We start from the raw sequence: 17358 nt of genomic DNA, 5'->3' as shown, positions 1-17358 counted from the left end.
TCCATGGATTTTAAAAGCATACTGAATAAACTATCATTTTCTGAAAACCTCTCTGAAATTGAAGCGGAAACGGCAATGAATTTGATCATGACCGGCGAAGTTTCTGAGGAGCGTATTGCATCGTTCTTAACGGCGATGCGATTAAAAGGAGAGACCGTGGAGGAACTAACGGCATTTGTGAAGGTAATGCGCTCTAAAGCTGTTAAAGTGGATGTAGATGTAAACGGAGCCATTGACTTGGTTGGAACGGGAGGAGATCAATCCGGGACATTCAATATTTCAACAGCCGCTTCCTTTATTACCGCTGCGGCAGGCGTTCCGGTGATAAAGCATGGAAATCGCAGTGCCTCCAGTAAATGCGGTAGTGCAGATGTTTTAGAGCATTTGGGAGCTTCTATTGAATTAGGTAAGGAGCAAGTGGAGCAGGTGTTTGATGAGATCGGCATGGCTTTTATGTTTGCACCGATGTTTCATCCCGCAATGAAGTATGTAATGCCCACACGACGTGAATTAGGATTTCGAACCTTTTTCAATATTCTTGGCCCCATGGTGAATCCGGCCGGAGTTCAACGTTATGTGATTGGAGCATTTAGCAAGGAAGTAGCCGAAAAGATGGTGCATATCCTGGCAAATCTTGATACCGATTTCGCTTATACCTTTAACGCTCATGACGGACTCGATGAAGTGAGTCTTACTTCTCAATCAGAGATCTTCGAATTGAAGGATAATGTAGTTTCAACTTCCATTATATTCGACCCGGAATCCATTGGCTTTCAGAAAGTTAAGATGGATGAGCTAATGGGAGGTGGAAAAGAAAAAAATGCTGAGATATTGACCAATATCATGGCGAATAAAGGAACCGAAGCACAGCAAAATATTGCCGTATTGAATGCTGCATTTGCCATTCAGGCCTCAGGTAAAGTTGATAAGCTTGAAGATGCTAAAAATCTTGCCCTGGAATCACTTGAATCCGGTAAAGCACGTAAGATGCTAAACAATTTCATGGATGCCACAAACGATGCTATGGGCACTTTTAAATACTAAGGGATGGAACGCGATAACACAGATTTGGAAGATGATCAATTATTTTACGCTTGGAATTGTGATACAATCATATGCCGTTAGGGATGACCGATTTATAGCCCCGGGATTTATCCCGGGGACAGGAATTAATAACAAAGAAACCTCCGCCCGAATACTAATAGTAAGTAAAATTTTTATCGGAGGTTGGGCAATCATGTTGCCATAACTAGCCACTGGAAGCTAGAGCTTCCGGGACTGCATTACGAAGCAGGAGCTTCGTAACGAGAACTAAGACTTAACTTAATGAGTAACATTTTAGAAAAAATAACAGAGCAGACAGCTGAAGACCTTGCTAAGCGCAAACGTGAGCTTTCATTTGCTGATTTCAATTCCTTTGAAGGCTTTGAGAAAGACCGAGTGTCTTTTAAAAAAGCATTGAATGGAAATGAAGCTGTTTCCATCATCGCAGAGGTTAAAAAAGCTTCTCCATCCAAAGGTATCATACGGCCTGATTTTGATCCTGTTGATATTGCCCTCAGGTATGAGGAGGGAGGGGCGTCTGCTATTTCTGTTTTAACGGACGAACCTTTCTTCAAAGGTGATCTGCAATATTTAGAAGCCATTTCAAAACGCGTTCAATTACCATTACTGCGAAAAGATTTCATCATCGATCCCTATCAGATCAAAGAAGCGAGGGCTTTTGGAGCCGATGCAGTCTTGATTATTGTGGCTATTACAGAGGGTAAGCAGCTTGAAGAATTGATACATGCATCCAACGAATTCGGATTAGATGCCTTGGTTGAGTGCTATGACCAAGATGATCTTGATCGTCTTGACTTTGATCTGGTGAATATTTTAGGAGTGAATAACCGTGATCTTAAGAACTTTGAAGTGGATGTGCATCGCGGAATTTCCATACTAAAGCAAGCTCCGGAAGGAACAGTATTAGTTTCCGAAAGTGGCTTATCATCCGGGAAAGATCTGGCCTTATTGCAGAAAGAAGGTATTCATTCTGCTTTGATCGGCGAGTATTTTATGAGACAAAAAGATCCCGGGCATGCAGTAAAAAAGTTGATTGAACAAACCGAAGAAGAATTTGAAAAGCAATACAGTTAGTTAATGAGTGACCGAATAGAACGAACTAAAATTAAGATCTGTGGGATAACCAACCTTGAAGATGCCCGGTTTGCGGCAGGAGCGTTGGTGGATTACCTCGGATTTATCTTTTATGAAAAAAGTCCGCGTTATATCAAACCCGGAGAGGCCGGTGCGATCATAAATTGGATAGAAGGTCCCGAGAAAGTGGGTGTTTTTGTAAATCAACCATTAGATGACGTGAACCGAATTGCCAAAGAAACGGGTTTAGACTATGTGCAGCTTCATGGAGATGAATCGGTTGAGTATTGTGAATTGGTGGACAAACCGATCATAAAAGTCATTCATATTGAAGAAGAAACTGTTGATTATCTTTTGAAGCATCAAATCGAGCAATATGCCGATGTAGCAGATTATTTATTATTTGATACGAAGATTGAAGGAAAATGGGGCGGAACCGGAACGGCCTTTGACTGGAATATCTTGAAAGAGATAGGAGATGATATCCCATTTTTCCTTTCCGGAGGATTGAGTGCGGATAACATCAAAGAAGCCATTGAAATGGTTCAGCCCTTTGCTGTTGACGTTTCAAGCAGTTTAGAGCAAAAGCCCGGACTCAAAGACTTTGGTAAGATCGAAGCCTTCATGGATGAATTAAATGCAATAGAAAAAAATTAAATCTAAAAGTCTTTCTGAGAGAAAGCGAAGACCTACACAATCTTGACCTGTGCAGATCCTTCGGAGGTATCCTCAGGATGACGAGTTCACTCATATTATGACCACAAAAACCAAACAAAAAACCTATAAATTTCCCGATGCGAGAGGCTATTATGGCCAATTTGGAGGGAAATTCGTTCCTGAAATTCTCATTCCGGCTATTCAGGAATTGGAGGAAGAGTTTAACAAAGCTAAAGATGATCCTGAGTTCCAAAAGAAATTAGCAGGGCTATTGGATGAATATGTGGGTCGGCCTACTAAACTCACTTTCGCCAATCGCCTCACTGAACATTATGGAAAAGCTAAGATCTATCTGAAGAGAGAAGATCTTTGTCACACCGGAGCCCATAAGATCAACAATGCCATCGGACAGGTCTTACTTGCCCGCAGAATGGGTAAGAAGCGCATTATAGCTGAAACAGGTGCAGGTCAGCATGGAGTGGCCACAGCAACGGCCTGTGCCAAGTTTGGCTTGGAGTGTATTGTCTATATGGGCGAAGAGGATATGGTTCGTCAAAAATTGAATGTGGATCGTATGCGACTGCTGGGAGCTGAAGTACGTAATGTAACCAGCGGTTCCAAAACACTAAAAGATGCCACAAACGAAGCTATACGTGATTGGGTAACCAATGTGGATACCACATTCTATATCATCGGTTCGGTAGTAGGCCCTCATCCATATCCTATGATGGTCCGCTATTTTCATGAAGTGATTGGAAATGAGACCAAAGATCAGATTCAGAAAGCAGAAAACAAAAACCCCGACTATTTAGTGGCTTGTGTCGGAGGGGGATCAAACGCCATCGGATTCTTTTATCCTTTTATTGACGATGAAAACGTGAAGATCATCGGAATTGAGGCGGCCGGATTTGGTGTCGATTCAGGTAAAACGGCAGCTACCATGAGTAAGGGAACGCCCGGAATTTTACATGGATCGCTGAGTTATTTACTTCAAAGCGAAGAAGGACAGATCGAGTTAGCCCATTCCATTAGTGCAGGATTGGATTATCCCGGGGTTGGGCCTGAGCATGCGCATCTAAAGGATATGGGTCGGGTTGAATACAATGCGGTAACAGATGAAGAAGCCATGGATGCCGTTAAATTGTTGTCCGAAACAGAAGGAATCATTCCTGCACTCGAAACAGCTCATGCCTTTGCATGGCTGGAGAATTTAATGCCACTGACGTCCAAAGATGAAATTGTAGTATTAAATCTCTCGGGAAGAGGAGATAAGGACATGGGTACCATTTCAGAATACATCCGTGAAAAAGGTTAGGAACTCAAAGCAATAGATTTTGTAACGATGCAGAGAATTAACATACAGACTCTCTCCACACGCTCTGCGTTGGAGCGCATATTGTTTACAGCTATAATTTAATTACAGAAATGAATCGAATTCAAAACGTATTTAAGAATAAGAAAGAAGATGAAAAACTGATGAGTCTTTTCATCACCGCAGGGTATCCTGATTTGGATTCTACAGTGGATCTCATTTTGGGATTTGAGGAAAATGGAGCTGATATCATCGAATTGGGAATGCCTTTCAGTGATCCTTTAGCTGATGGACCAACTATTCAATATTCCAGCGATGTTGCTATCCAAAACGGCATCACCATGAATAAGATCTTTGAGATGGTGAAAGAAGTCCGCAAAGAGTCTGAGATTCCCATTATTTTGATGGGTTATATGAACCCGGTATTGCGATATGGTGTGAGTAAATTCACTCAAAAAGCAGCCGAAGCGGGCGTGGATGGATTGATCATCCCGGATATCCCCTTAGAAGAAGATGGAATGATAAAAGAGCATGCAAAAAAGAGTGACTTGGATGTCATTCATCTTGTAGCGCCAAATACGTCAGATGCCCGAATAAAACTGGCTGACGAAAACTCTCAGGGATTTGTATATTGCGTTTCCGTAACCGGTGTTACCGGAGCCCGGGACGGAGATGAAGTTTCAAACTCTGTTAACCGGTTTATTGAACGTGTAAGAACCAATATTACCAAAAATCCTGTTATGGTCGGATTTGGAATCAAGTCGCATGAGGATGCCCAAAGCATCGCATCAAATGCCGATGGATTTATTGTTGGAAGTGCCTTAATTGATACCATTAAAACACATTATCCGAATGAAGGCTGGCAATCTGAGTTATTCTCCTTCGTTCATTCACTGAAATTTGGAAACTAATTCGTAATTATGAAGCGTATATTTTTATCATTTATAGCATCAGCTTTTGTTCTCATATTTATTTCTTGCGATGGGGATTATCGCCCCGTAGCCGATGGTAACATCCGTGAGGTTATGGTTGTGATGGACTCAACTCAATGGGAAAGTGAAACTGCAGAAGCCATTCGTAATGTATTTGGGAAATGGGTACAAACTGTCCCAAATGCTGAACCTTATTATGACCTCAGGTTTACTAATATTCGTTCTCAGGATCATCTTGAACGCATCAGAAGCCATAAGAATATTATTTTTGCAGCACCTATTGATGAGGATTCAAATACCGGACGACAGATACGCGGTTTTCTTGATGAAAGTATCGAACAGCGGGTAAGGGACGGTGAAAGTTTTGCATTTCCATTTGAAGATCAATGGTATAAGGATCAATACGCGCTCATTTTAACTTCAACTTCAGATTCTGCATTGGCCCAGAAGATCAGAAATACTGAGAATTCCCTTCTTAGCGATATGCTTGAAAAGGAACTCGCCCGATGGGAATACTTTGTATATGAACGCTATGAACAAACCCAATATTCAGATTCTCTGTGGGAAAATCACGGGTATAAAGTTCGCATACAACACGATTACATTAAAAATATTGATACGCTGAATTTCCATAGTTTCCGTAGATTCCTGCCCCAAAACGATCGCTGGATGTGGACCTGGCATCTTGATAATGTAGATGATATTTCTTTTCTGGATCAGGATTGGATTATTGCCACCCGAGATTCCTTGCAAGAACAATTCATTAAGGGAGCAAGAGATTCGATGTACGTTCAAACTTTCAACAGACCGGATCTAAATCGACCGGTAAAAACAAATTCTTTTCAGATGGGCAGGTTGATTGTTTATGAAACACTTGGAACCTGGCACATGGTAAATGGACTTATGGGAGGACCATTTGTTAACTTCACATATTATGATCCTGATACCAATCGGTTGTTTATGGCAGACTATAATCAACATGCTCCAAGCGTTCGTAAGCAACTTCCATTTGTACGTCAATTTAGAGCTATGGGAAGAACATTTGAGTCAGATTCTACCTGGACCCCGGACAGAGAAGAACCGGCACTTTAGAGACTTTATACAAGTAATCTTTAACCTCAGTTAAAATTCAAAGCATCATTAACAGAGTCGCAAAAGTATTTGGTGAAAAAGCCAAATTGTACCAACAGGAAGCAGAGATCCAGCCAAAAGTAGCAAAGGGCTTGATCTCCTCACTTATACCATGGAAGGAGACCTTACCGCCCGGGCCAATCCTGGAAGTTGGTTGTGGTACCGGGTTTTTGACCTCAAAACTCATTAAAGAATTTCCGGAAAGAAAATTGGTCATTACCGATGCTTCTGAAAAGATGCTTGAGTTTTGTAAAGCAGATCTTGCCGAAAAAGGTATCAACACAGATAATGTTGAATTTCGCTATTTAGATGTAAATGAGTTCAAGGCAGATTCAGAGGAATATTCGCTGGTGATCAGTAATTTTGCTGCACACTGGTTCAAGGATACTTCTTTGGGACTTCAGAATTTATCTGAAAGCTTAGTTCACGGTGGAATATTATTAGCTTCATTTCCCGGTAATCATTCTTTTCCCGATTGGTATGAGAACTGCCTGGAATTAGGACTTCCTCATACAGCTAATCCTCTTCCGGATGTTGAGGAGGTTGTGATTAAATTATCGACAGGGCCTATGCAGATAGACTACTATGAAAATGATCTGTATCAGGAGTTTGATTCAGCTTTAGATTTCTTTCAACACCTGAAGAACATTGGTTCATCAACCAGCACTCACAATAAATCATTAAATGCTAAACAGTTTAAGCTTTTGATCGATCATTGGGATAAGAAGTCAGGTGAGAAAGTTAAAATTAAGTGGCATATAGTATATCTGGCAGCTAAAAAGAATTAAATGTTGTCATCTTTTATTCCTGAAAAATTCCTTCAGCAGAAATTCACACTCTGCTTCCATTACCCCCTGAATAATCTGCACATGGTGATTCAGTTTATTATTTGAGGAGATATTGAACACGCTGCCGCAACCACCTGCTTTGGGGTCTGTCGCTCCAAATACAATAGATCCCAGTTTACTCCAAACAGCTGCTCCGGCACACATTGCACAAGGTTCTAGAGTTACATAAAGCGTGCATTCGTTCAAATATTTTTCAGACAATGTTTCACATGCGGATGAAATTGCAAGCATCTCAGCGTGTGCGGTGGGATCATTCAATCGCTCCACCTGATTATAACCTTTGCCTACAATACTTCCTTTATGAACAACAATAGCACCAACCGGGACTTCGTTTTCTTCAAGCGCTTGCTCAGCAAGCATAAAGGCACGAGCCATAAATCGCTGATGTTGCTGCATCATTGGAAGGTCAATTCTATTCATAATACTTGATTGCTATCGTTGCTTTTAACTACCTTGGCGCGAACTTAATTTAAGTCTGATGAAAAAAGTACACCAAAGTATAAAAGATTACATTTCTGAAACCATCCGAACTATTCCGGATTTTCCAAAAGAGGGTATTCAATTCAAAGATATAACGACTTTACTTCAAGACAAAAGGGGTCTTGAGTTAACTTCCTATATGTTGGCACAGCCTTATAGAAATAAGTCGATTGATTTTGTAGTTGGATTAGAGTCGCGCGGATTTCTATTTGGGACAAATTTAGCTCAAAATCTTAATGCCGGATTTGTACCTGTTCGGAAACCGGGGAAACTTCCTGCCGATACTTTATCAGAAGTTTATGCGCTCGAATATGGTGAAGACAGCGTAGAAATTCATAAAGATGCTATTTTTAAAGGGGCAAAAGTGATCATCCATGATGATCTGATAGCAACGGGAGGGACCGCTGCAGCGGCTACAAAATTAATAAAACGCCTTGGTGGAGAAATAGTAGGATATTCATTCATTATAGAGCTGTCATTTTTAAAAGGAAGAGATCAGCTTGATCCTTCAGCTTCCATAGAAAGTATTATTGTAGAGTAATTGGAACATTTTTTTCGTGTTTAGATACAACTTACTGAACAATAAAATTCAGTAATTAAGGATACAAAAAAATGAGACCCTTGAGATTTATTCCAATGTTTTTGTTGGCTTCAATGGTGATGATAGGTACAGCCTGCAAAACATTTGTAGTCGAAAATGTTAATTATGCTCAGCAAATAGAATCTGTTTTAGTTCCGGATGAAGACGGTAATGTGCACGATGTGCGTCATGGTATTACTTTTAATATCCAGCCATTTCAGCAGCAGGAATTTGGGGAAACCGATTCAACTGAGATCAAAGAAGTAAGGTTGATCAGAAATGCAGACGGCTTTTACTTCATCACAGCTGATCAATTTAAAAATGTTTATGTGATGGAACCGGGCAAAGGAAAATTAAAACTAAAAAATAAAATTCAGGTATCTGAAGAAAGGCTAAATGCTCCCGCATTTAATTTACGCAATGCCAGTGTGCAATTGATCAAAACAGATACCAATGAAATACTCACCTTAAATGAAAGGGGAATTCAAGAGAACAATAATGAGGAGGACCAATCATGAAACGTTTCTATAAATCACTTTTTTTAATTATTGGGCTGACACTTGTTACTTCAAATTTATTTGCCCAGACTTCTGATTATCAGGTTAAGGTAAATTTTGAAGAAACCTATAATGAGTTGAAAGCTTCTATAGACAATGCCATGACTGTTGATGAGGTTGACAGCCTCAGTTTAGAAGTAGAAAACCTTGAGCAAAATTATACAGAGCATAAGCAGCTTTTAGATAATGCATTATATCCGGAAACATTCTCAAGTAGCATTGAAGAATTGAAGCAGGATGCAAGAAATACAGAACATTTGTTGCTGGTTATCGAAGATCAGGGTGAAAAGCTTACCCGACTTTCTCAGGAGCTTTCTAACTATCGCTCTGAAATAGCCAACCTTGGTAATAGAACTGATTCCCTCAGAAACGAGATCAATTCTTCAGAGAAAAGTCGACAGGATCTTTCTGCATTGGTTCAGCGTTACCGCTCAAACATAGAGAAACGTGATGAATTTGTGCTGAATATGATCGATTCACTTTTTGTTACTTATAGAGATCTGGAAGGAGCCTCATTCTCTGAAGTCGAAAAAGAAGCCTATGCACGATCCATTCAAAGTGGAGATAACCCTCTTGAGGTTATCCAGGGTATCATTGAAGAAAATATCCAAATTCTTAAGTCAGATGACGGAAGCCTTCAAACTGAAGATCATCTTAGAATGTATGTAGTACAAAGCAGATTTACTGAAGTTTGGGACAAGATCGGAAATGAACTTGCTGATCTGTATGGTGATGACAAGTCTGAACAATGGAAGTCAAACATAGAAGACCAATTGCAAGATTGGAAAGCAAGTACTTCAAAAAACATGTGGGCTTCCATAGATACTCATCTGGAGCAAAATAATGTTGATCTTGGAGCTTTTGATAACAATGAAAGCTTTTATAACGCTATTGAGTCTTTTATAACCAAGGCCACTGATGCAAGTCGCGATAAAGTGATGACTAATGAAAATTACGAGGATTTCCAGGCTTTTTATGACTTTTGGAACAAGAAAATAAAAAGTGACTGGGGAGAATTTGTACAGGAAGGAGAGGTCCTCACTATGACTCAGATCTCAACAATAGATACTGAGATAATGACCTGGAGAGATGAATCAAAGCCAAGATCTTTTGTAGTTCCAATTCTGTTGGGATTAAGCCTTATCACTATCGTTGGCCTGATCATTGTACTTGCACGTAAAAAATAAATTCAAATGGAGTAATTGAATGAAGAGGTCGGCTGAAAAGTCGGCCTTTTTTGTTTTCATAACTAATGAAACTTATCAGCATTTTATCCGATAAATATATATTAAGATTTAGTATTCAATTCACCCTTGAGCTTTATGAAAAAGTCCGTTCTTATTTTTTTATTTCTGTTTATTGTTTTGCCGGTTTTTGGGCAACAAAACCATCTGTCAGAAGAGGAGACCACTCTTATATTTGTACGCCACGCCGAGAAATCAGACTTTGGGACAAGTGATCCCTCTTTAAGCGCCGAAGGGCACCAAAGGGCTATTAACCTGGCGCAGCTCATGATGAATAACTACGATCTGACTGATATATATAGTACCCAGTATAAAAGAACCCAAGAGACAGTTAAGCCGATCTCTGACAGTCTTAAAATTTCTGTAACCGGGTATCAACTCAACAATCCTGATTCACTCATAAATATGATCATTGACACTTACCGGGGAAAACAAGTACTCATTGTGGGACATTCAAATACTACTCCAGCTTTAGTAAATATTGCTTTAGGTGAAAGGAAGTATGAGCAACTTGATGAGAGTGATTTTAGTACTATTTTTGAGCTTAAGATAAAATCTGACGGACAAGTGAGTGTTCGGCGTTTTACTTATTAGTTATGGTAAAGAATAATACTTTCGAAGCATCCACTCTGATCCCAACAACAAAATTACAAGAATAAACCAATAAAGAGAGCGAACAGGGAAGGAGTAATTTTCAATAGTTTCAGTACGTGTTTGTAATACATTGGCCTCCCTTAAGCTGTCCCAAAAGCCGGAAACATTGTTGTAGGTAAAGAATTGTCCACCGGAATTCTCTGCAACAGAACGCATTAGATCATCATTTCTGGTCGTATTTGCCAGCTCAGAACTGGAATTGGAAACTAAGAACTCTCCATTCTGTGTTTCTAATTCGCGATCACCTTTTCTTGCAGTGGCTGTATATTTGTAAAGACCTTCAGAAAGACGGGGTAAATTCAGCCTGTAATTTCCACTCCCTTGATTATCCATATTAAAAGTCCGGTCGGTTCCAACGTCATTTTCGATCCGAACTTCTATGATACCGGAACTCTCAGGTTCGCCTCGTTCATTTAACAAACTTCCGTTTAGTACAGGAGCTTCCGCGGTACTGAAAACCTGTTTTGCAGGAGTGATTCTAAGCTTTCTATCGTCCGGATCATTTGAGGTCCAGGAAACCAAATTCCCTAAAAGAATTGCCGCAAACTCCCTTTGAGATTCATTTGTACTTTGCAGCATACGATACCATCCCCAGGGTAATACATGAGACCGTCTGATATTTCCTCGTTCTAAAACAGATATAACGGGAAATTCTGTATCAACACCGTTATAATTCAAACTATATAAGGCTCTGCTTTGAACATCTTGCAATACACTTCGCAGAGGAGAGAGTAAGGGAGGTGCGTCTGCATAAATGATCTCCGGAACATCCAGAATAGGATGCTCATTCCTGTTTAGAGATGAAACCAATGTAACATTAGATACTTGTCCGGAACTTGCTCCAATAAGCTGCATTTGATCAAACTCATCCGATTGAGAACCGGATTGCCCACTCAATTCAAATAAAAGGGTCGGTGTAGTTTCAATGGACGATAAAAACTCAAAACTCTCACTTGTATTCGGTCTGCCATGTACCACAATAAGATCGAATGTATCTTCATCAGGCAGTTCTTCAACAAACCGGTTACCTCCAAGCCAAGTTAAAGTATAAAGTTCATTGTTTTCGTCTTTTTGAATAACGGAACGTAAAGCTTTTATATCAGGATGAATTTGAAAAGCGACGTGCAGGATCTTAACCTTATTCTCTAACACATCTACAGTGAACAACCGGGAATTGTTGGAATCTGTCCATTCCTCAGGGAGGGGATAGGCAATGATCTCAAATTGCTTGAGGCCGGCTTCTTCTAACAATAATTCAAATTCCACATTTTTAACCTGATCGTCGGTTTCGAAAGTGACCTGCTGCTCATCAATTGTTTCATCATCAGCAACAACTGCAACGGTGATCATATTACCCTGAAAGCCTGACTGAGTGATCTCAGCTTCTACAATATGGTTTGTATTCGTGTAACCGGTGGCGTTTGTCAGTACATTTGAAACTGAAATATCCCTTACATCTGAGGTATCACCAATTGCAATGGAGTAAATTGGAATAGTAGAATTAAAAGCATTAATGGTTGGATTTCTTCCATAGGTAATAATCCCATCAGAGATTATTATGGCGGCCTGAACCTGTTCTTCCATTTCAAGGATGGAATTTATCGGTGCCGATAAATTTGTTTGCACTTCTTTGGCACTCAATGAGTCTGGAGAAAATTCCTTAACAGTTTCACCTATCGAATAGAATTCTATATCGGCTTGTTCTATGGAGGAAAGATCAAGCCGGGCTAAAAGTTCGTTGTAACTGTTAAGTCCGTTGTAATCACCCTTTGCAATGCCGGTGCTTTCGGAATTATCAAGAAAGACCGCAATCTTTGACTTGACCTCAACTTCGCTTGAAGAATAGAAATAGGGATTTAGAAGCAGAAACAGAATAAGAGTCAGTGCTATGCCCCTGAGGCTTATTAAAACCCATCGGCCAATGAAAGGAATACTTTCAAATTTTCGATAAGAGAGCCAGGAAAGGAGAAAAAAAGCGATTATTACTACTACAATTATAGCCGGAGGAAGAATATTTTGAAAGCCCTGGAAATCCACATTAATTCCTCATTTGTAATAAATTAGGCTTCATCAATAAGCATATTAATTAGCTTGACGGTAGTGTACCCTTCGGCTTCAGCTGCATAATTATTTACGATACGATGACGCAGCACAGGTATCGCAAGTTCTTTTATATCTTCTTCAGTCACATTATAACGGCCCTGAGAAAGGGCCCGGGCTTTTCCGCCTAATATGAGATACTGAGAAGCCCTGGGCCCGGCACCCCAACTCATATATTTGGTTACAAAATCAGGAGCCATATCAGTTCCCGGCCGTGTCTTAGATACCAACTCCACAGCATAATTCAACACATTTTCAGGTACCGGGACTTCACGAACTAAATTCTGCAGTTCTTTGATCTTTTCTTTGGAGACCAATGCTTCAATGGTAACATCCTGTTGAGTTGTCGTTTTACTGACTATCTCTTTTTCTTCTTCAAAAGAAGGGTATTCGACCCATAGATTAAACATAAATCTGTCTAACTGTGCCTCAGGAAGTGGATAGGTACCCTCTTGTTCAATCGGGTTTTGAGTGGCCAAAACAAAAAAGGGGGTATCCAAATCGTACGTTTTACCACCTGTTGTTACATGATATTCTTGCATTCCTTCAAGCAGGGCAGCTTGAGTTTTGGGAGGCGTTCTGTTTATCTCATCTGCAAGTACAATATTCGCAAAAACAGGTCCTTTGATAAAAGTGAATTCCTTTCGGCCTGAATCCTTATTCTCTTCGATAACTTCCGTTCCGGTAATATCTCCGGGCATCAGGTCGGGAGTAAACTGGATCCTGCTGAATGAAAGATTTAAAGATTGAGCAAGCGTGCGTATGAGCAAGGTTTTTGCCAAACCCGGAACGCCTATCAATACACAATGGCCTCTTGAGAATAAACTCACTAAAAGTAAATCAATGATCTTATCCTGGCCAATAACCACTTTATGGATCTCACTTTTTATATCATGAAATACCCTATAAAATTCATCTGCAAGCTTCACCGGGTCTTTTAAGTCGGCACTCATAGAGTATTCTCCGAGTCTGACACATTCCTGTCAGGAACGTTGATCTTATACTCTATGTAGAAATCATTTCTTAGATCAATTAGCCATTGCTGCATTATTCTGACCTGTTTTTGCTGTAAAGCAATGCGTTTGATCCGATCGTAATCCTGGTCTAAATTTGCGACATGTTCCGGAATCTGCTTGTCTAGCCTTACAATTCGGAAAGCTTTTTGATTTTGACTTTGAAGCGTAAAAGGCTTTGGCTCAGAAATATCTCCCTCTTCATCCATTAGCAGTACTACTCTATACAAGGCTGGGTCTAGGCGGGTTAGAGCGATCAAACGCTCGCCGGTTTGTGGGTCAATGATTCTTCCACCATAGTTTGCGGTATTTGGATCCTGACTTAATTTTCGGGCTACATCAGTAAATTTAACATCCGGATTGGTTAAAATGCTGTCGCGGATAGTATTTAATCTGTCAATGGCATATTGTTCATCTAGCTGATTCGAGTCAATGGATATCAAAATATGATTGGTCTCGATTCGGTCGCCCACTCTACGATTGAGGCGAATAACATGAAACCCAAACTGGGTTTCCACTACTTCAGAAATGCCACCTGGTTGAAGAGCTGCTGCTGCTGCTGAATACTCAGAAACCAATTCATCCAAAGACATCATTGGCAACAAACCTCCATTTTCTCCGGATCCCGTGTCATCACTATATCGACGGGCTAGTTCTTCAATCGATTTACCGTGAACAACAATAGAGTCGCGAAGCTGCTGGGCCAATTCAAAAGCTTCTTGTCGGGCATCATCTTTAGCAGGTGGTAAGATCACAATTTGAGATAAAGAAACTTGTTCAGGAATAGTGGGTAGGGAATCAACTGGAATGCCGTTGAAAAACTTTTCAACTTCGGGGCGTGTGATATTTATAGATTGCCTTTTCTGTTGTTGCACTCTATTGGCCAATAGCTGTTCTCTGAAATCTTCCCGAAAATCAGCTTTAAGTTGAATTATCGACTTGCCAAAAGCCTGTTCAAGCGCTTGTTCACTGCCAGCCTGAGCCGTCAACTGCCTGATACGCTGGTCCATTTGCATGTTCACTTCATCATCAGAAACAGTGATGGAATCTACCTCTGCTTTTTCAAGTAATACATAATTATTAATGGCAGATTCAAGAAAACTAAACCAAAGTTCCTTGCTGAATTCAATCTGCTCCCCTGATATCCGTGCCTGTCGTAAATAATCTGCCACGCTTTGATCTACATCTGATTTAAGGATGATGTTATCATTTACGTGAGCTACGATCTGATCAACCAGTTGGGGGGCTTCTTGTGCCTGAGTATTAAAACTAAATGTTAAGGATAAAAAAAGGAGAGTGATAAAAAGTAAGTTATTCTTCATTAGTAATTTGATTCGATGAAACAGTGTCGGTTAGTGCCGGATTATTTTCTCCAGCAACATCATATATTTTAATTTCGTTATTAGCTTGTGCTTGAAGATAAAGATTCTTTACATATGTGTTGAATGCTCTTTTCCTTTTTTCAAGTGTTAACCATACTTGGATCTGATCGATCAACCAATCAAGGTCGGGATGATCACCCTCAGGCCGCTCATCTAATAACTGCACAAAATGGAATTCATTGCCCACACGATGAGTAGGAGAGATTTCTGAGGGGCCTATAATTCTTAAATAGCGGTTTAGCATAGAAATATCCCCTCCTGAAACTGATATAGGCCAATATCTTTCCGATTCACTAATTTTAAGATCCGGATGTTTTGAATATTTATTGGCGACTTCCTCCCATTCAACACCCTGCATTAATTCACGCTTTGCACTTTCAGCATCAGCATTAGTTTCCGCTATAAGATGACGATATCGAACATAAGGTTCCTCTAGTGTGAACTTATCTTTATTCTGCTGATAATAATTTCGTGCTTCTAATTCATCTACATCTAAATCAGCCTCGAATTCGCTGATAATATAGTCTTGAATGGATTGAAGAATAAATTCTTCTTGTAAACGCATTAGTTTATCTTTCACTTCTCTACGGTTTGAAAAATTAAGCCTGTCTGCTTCTTGTAAAATTATTTGTCTGCGAATCCATTCATCTCTGAAATTTAAGTACGCAAGAGTACTGTCACTTTCAAAAATATGTGTGGGGATACTTTTTTTAGCTTGTTCTTTGGTTAAAACTTTACTTCCAACTTCAGCTAAGATCATATCAGTATTTTGAGTCTCTGATTTACAGGAAATCATTAATATTGATATGAGTAAGTATATGGGGGCTTTTTTTATCATTGATATGATTTAGGAGTCTTTTTGATACGCCTCTCTAAGATTGCCGTAATTAGGTGTTACTTGATAATTTTCTCTAAGCTCTTTCAGCCAATCTTGTTCTCTTTAAGGTTGAAATGATGCTAAGAGTTTGTCAAATGCTTCTTCGAAACTCATTTTTCTGGGAGGTAGTTTTTTCTCCAGCCAAAATACCTCACGTCTGTTGTCATAATCAAATTTATCTGAAAAGGATTTTACAGGCATTTCTCTTAAGCTCTTAAATGGTTCTGCAACCATCCGGGAAGGGAAATCGGAGTGACTCTGATCTGATCGAAGTTAATAATAAGGCTATCTGGGTATTGATACTCCACAATATTCTTATCAGAGTCCGAAATCCACATTAAAAGTAAAATCGCTCCGGTTCTGAGCATTTCTGCATGAAATTGAAGTGAGATATTCAGGTACGATTTTAAAAAAGCATACCTGCAAAAGTAGCCGTCATCAAGTTAGCTAAAGTTCCGGCAAAAACTGCTTTAACTCCTAATTTGGCTAAATCAGATTTTCTGCTCGGTGCTAACCCTCCAATACCTCCAATTTGAATTGCTATGGAGGAAAAGTTCGCAAAGCCGCATAAAGCAAATGTAGCCATCGCGATGGTTTTGGGAGAAAGGTTAGCCGCACCAACTTCCTCAGCAAGTTTTAGGTAAGCTACAAACTCATTCAATACAATTTTTGTACCTATCAAGGATCCCATATTTACTGCATCAGACCAGGGCACGCCAATAATCCATGCAATGGGGGCAAACATCCATCCAAGAATCATTTCAATGGTCAGGCTTTCTCCAAGTAACGAAGTGATACCGGTAAGATCACTTCCCCAGCCTAAGATCCCATTGAACATTGCTAATAATGCAATGAAGGCTAACAACATAGCTCCGACGTTTAAAGCCAGCTTCAGGCCTACTCCGGCACCGGTAGCGGCGGCATCAATTCCATTTGCATCGGTTTTTTCGACCTTCATGGAAACCTCACCTTTGGTAACAGGTTCTCCATCTTCGGGATATAATATCTTGGCAATGACCAAAGCAGCAGGGGCTGCCATTAAACTGGCACCCAATAAACGCTCCGCAAATAACTGTTGTGCCACCGCAATTTCGAGTCCATTTGCCTCAGCAAAGGGAGTTCCAAGCATTGCTACATATGCGGCCAAAACTCCACCCGCTATAGTGGCCATTCCACCGGTCATAACAACCATAAGCTCAGATTTGGTCAGCTTTTTTATGTAGGGCTCAATGACAAGCGGTGCTTCTGTTTGGCCCACAAATATGTTAGATACTACAGATAAAGTCTCGGCACCGGAAGTACCTAGCAGCTTCTGAATTCCTTTTGAAACTATCTTTACTACAAACTGAAGTATTCCATAGTGATACAGAATAGCAGTCAGTGAAGCAAAAAAGACGATAGTTGGGAGAACCTGAAATGCAAAGAATACTCCAAGGCTTTCAGGGTGTTCAG

17 protein-coding genes are annotated in these 17358 nt (G+C 40.1%); 11 read left to right on the top strand and 6 right to left on the bottom strand.

The window, feature by feature from the left end:
• The first annotated feature begins 3 nt into the window (after positions 1-3).
• From trpD to VFM80_RS04185, 7 genes are all read left to right on the top strand, one after another.
• On the top strand, positions 4-1044 hold the full coding sequence (gene trpD / locus VFM80_RS04215) for an anthranilate phosphoribosyltransferase (RefSeq protein ID WP_395069870.1): 1041 nt from the start codon (positions 4-6) through the stop codon (positions 1042-1044).
• Between the two features lie 282 nt (positions 1045-1326).
• A complete protein-coding gene (trpC, locus tag VFM80_RS04210; protein WP_395069868.1) occupies positions 1327-2139 on the top strand; it encodes an indole-3-glycerol phosphate synthase TrpC in 813 nt (270 codons plus the stop codon).
• A 3-nt stretch (positions 2140-2142) separates the two neighbouring features.
• The gene (locus VFM80_RS04205; RefSeq protein ID WP_395069866.1) at positions 2143-2796 is read left to right on the top strand and encodes a phosphoribosylanthranilate isomerase; all 654 of its coding nucleotides are present in this window, start codon (positions 2143-2145) and stop codon (positions 2794-2796) included.
• Between the two features lie 97 nt (positions 2797-2893).
• Entirely contained in the window at positions 2894-4111 is a 1218-nt protein-coding gene (gene trpB, locus VFM80_RS04200) for a tryptophan synthase subunit beta (RefSeq protein ID WP_395069864.1), read from the top strand.
• Positions 4112-4221: 110 nt separating this feature from the next.
• A complete protein-coding gene (gene trpA, locus VFM80_RS04195) occupies positions 4222-5019 on the top strand; it encodes a tryptophan synthase subunit alpha (protein WP_395069862.1) in 798 nt (265 codons plus the stop codon).
• A 9-nt stretch (positions 5020-5028) separates the two neighbouring features.
• Complete coding sequence (locus VFM80_RS04190) at positions 5029-6132, top strand: DUF4837 family protein (protein WP_395069860.1); 1104 nt, start codon at positions 5029-5031, stop codon at positions 6130-6132.
• 86 nt (positions 6133-6218) lie between these two features.
• Positions 6219-6959 (top strand): methyltransferase domain-containing protein, encoded by a 741-nt coding sequence (locus VFM80_RS04185; protein ID WP_395069858.1) that lies wholly within the window; start codon positions 6219-6221, stop codon positions 6957-6959.
• A gap of 6 nt (positions 6960-6965) precedes the next feature.
• On the opposite strand, the gene tadA is transcribed toward VFM80_RS04185, so the two are convergent.
• A complete protein-coding gene (gene tadA / locus VFM80_RS04180; protein WP_395069856.1) occupies positions 6966-7439 on the bottom strand; it encodes a tRNA adenosine(34) deaminase TadA in 474 nt (157 codons plus the stop codon).
• 58 nt (positions 7440-7497) lie between these two features.
• Here tadA and VFM80_RS04175 point away from each other — a divergent pair, with 58 nt between their 5' ends.
• The 4 genes from VFM80_RS04175 (at position 7498) to VFM80_RS04160 (ending at position 10474) form a co-directional block, all read left to right on the top strand.
• Positions 7498-8040 (top strand): adenine phosphoribosyltransferase, encoded by a 543-nt coding sequence (locus VFM80_RS04175; protein ID WP_395069854.1) that lies wholly within the window; start codon positions 7498-7500, stop codon positions 8038-8040.
• A gap of 80 nt (positions 8041-8120) precedes the next feature.
• A complete protein-coding gene (locus tag VFM80_RS04170; RefSeq protein ID WP_395069852.1) occupies positions 8121-8597 on the top strand; it encodes a hypothetical protein in 477 nt (158 codons plus the stop codon).
• Complete coding sequence (locus VFM80_RS04165) at positions 8594-9823, top strand: hypothetical protein (RefSeq protein ID WP_395069850.1); 1230 nt, start codon at positions 8594-8596, stop codon at positions 9821-9823. Before VFM80_RS04170 ends, VFM80_RS04165 begins: the two co-directional genes overlap by 4 nt.
• A gap of 135 nt (positions 9824-9958) precedes the next feature.
• A complete protein-coding gene (locus VFM80_RS04160; protein WP_395069848.1) occupies positions 9959-10474 on the top strand; it encodes a SixA phosphatase family protein in 516 nt (171 codons plus the stop codon).
• On the opposite strand, the gene VFM80_RS04155 is transcribed toward VFM80_RS04160, so the two are convergent.
• The 5 genes from VFM80_RS04155 to VFM80_RS04135 form a co-directional block, all read right to left on the bottom strand.
• Complete coding sequence (locus tag VFM80_RS04155; RefSeq protein WP_395069846.1) at positions 10475-12571, bottom strand: hypothetical protein; 2097 nt, start codon at positions 12569-12571, stop codon at positions 10475-10477.
• 23 nt (positions 12572-12594) lie between these two features.
• Positions 12595-13587: an AAA family ATPase gene (locus VFM80_RS04150; protein WP_395069844.1), complete on the bottom strand. Its 993-nt coding sequence runs from the start codon at positions 13585-13587 to the stop codon at positions 12595-12597.
• On the bottom strand, positions 13584-14969 hold the full coding sequence (locus tag VFM80_RS04145; protein ID WP_395069842.1) for a peptidylprolyl isomerase: 1386 nt from the start codon (positions 14967-14969) through the stop codon (positions 13584-13586). The genes VFM80_RS04150 and VFM80_RS04145 overlap by 4 nt, the downstream gene beginning before the upstream one ends.
• Positions 14959-15789: a peptidyl-prolyl cis-trans isomerase gene (locus VFM80_RS04140; RefSeq protein ID WP_395069840.1), complete on the bottom strand. Its 831-nt coding sequence runs from the start codon at positions 15787-15789 to the stop codon at positions 14959-14961. The genes VFM80_RS04145 and VFM80_RS04140 overlap by 11 nt, the downstream gene beginning before the upstream one ends.
• Before the next feature lie 523 nt (positions 15790-16312).
• Positions 16313-17358 (bottom strand): NupC/NupG family nucleoside CNT transporter (locus VFM80_RS04135; protein ID WP_395069838.1); only part of this gene is annotated, 1046 nt, incomplete at its 5' end.

The organism is Gracilimonas sp. (assembly GCF_035704785.1).
Taxonomy (GTDB): domain Bacteria; phylum Bacteroidota; class Rhodothermia; order Balneolales; family Balneolaceae; genus Gracilimonas.
This window is presented reverse-complemented; position numbering and strand designations above follow the sequence as displayed.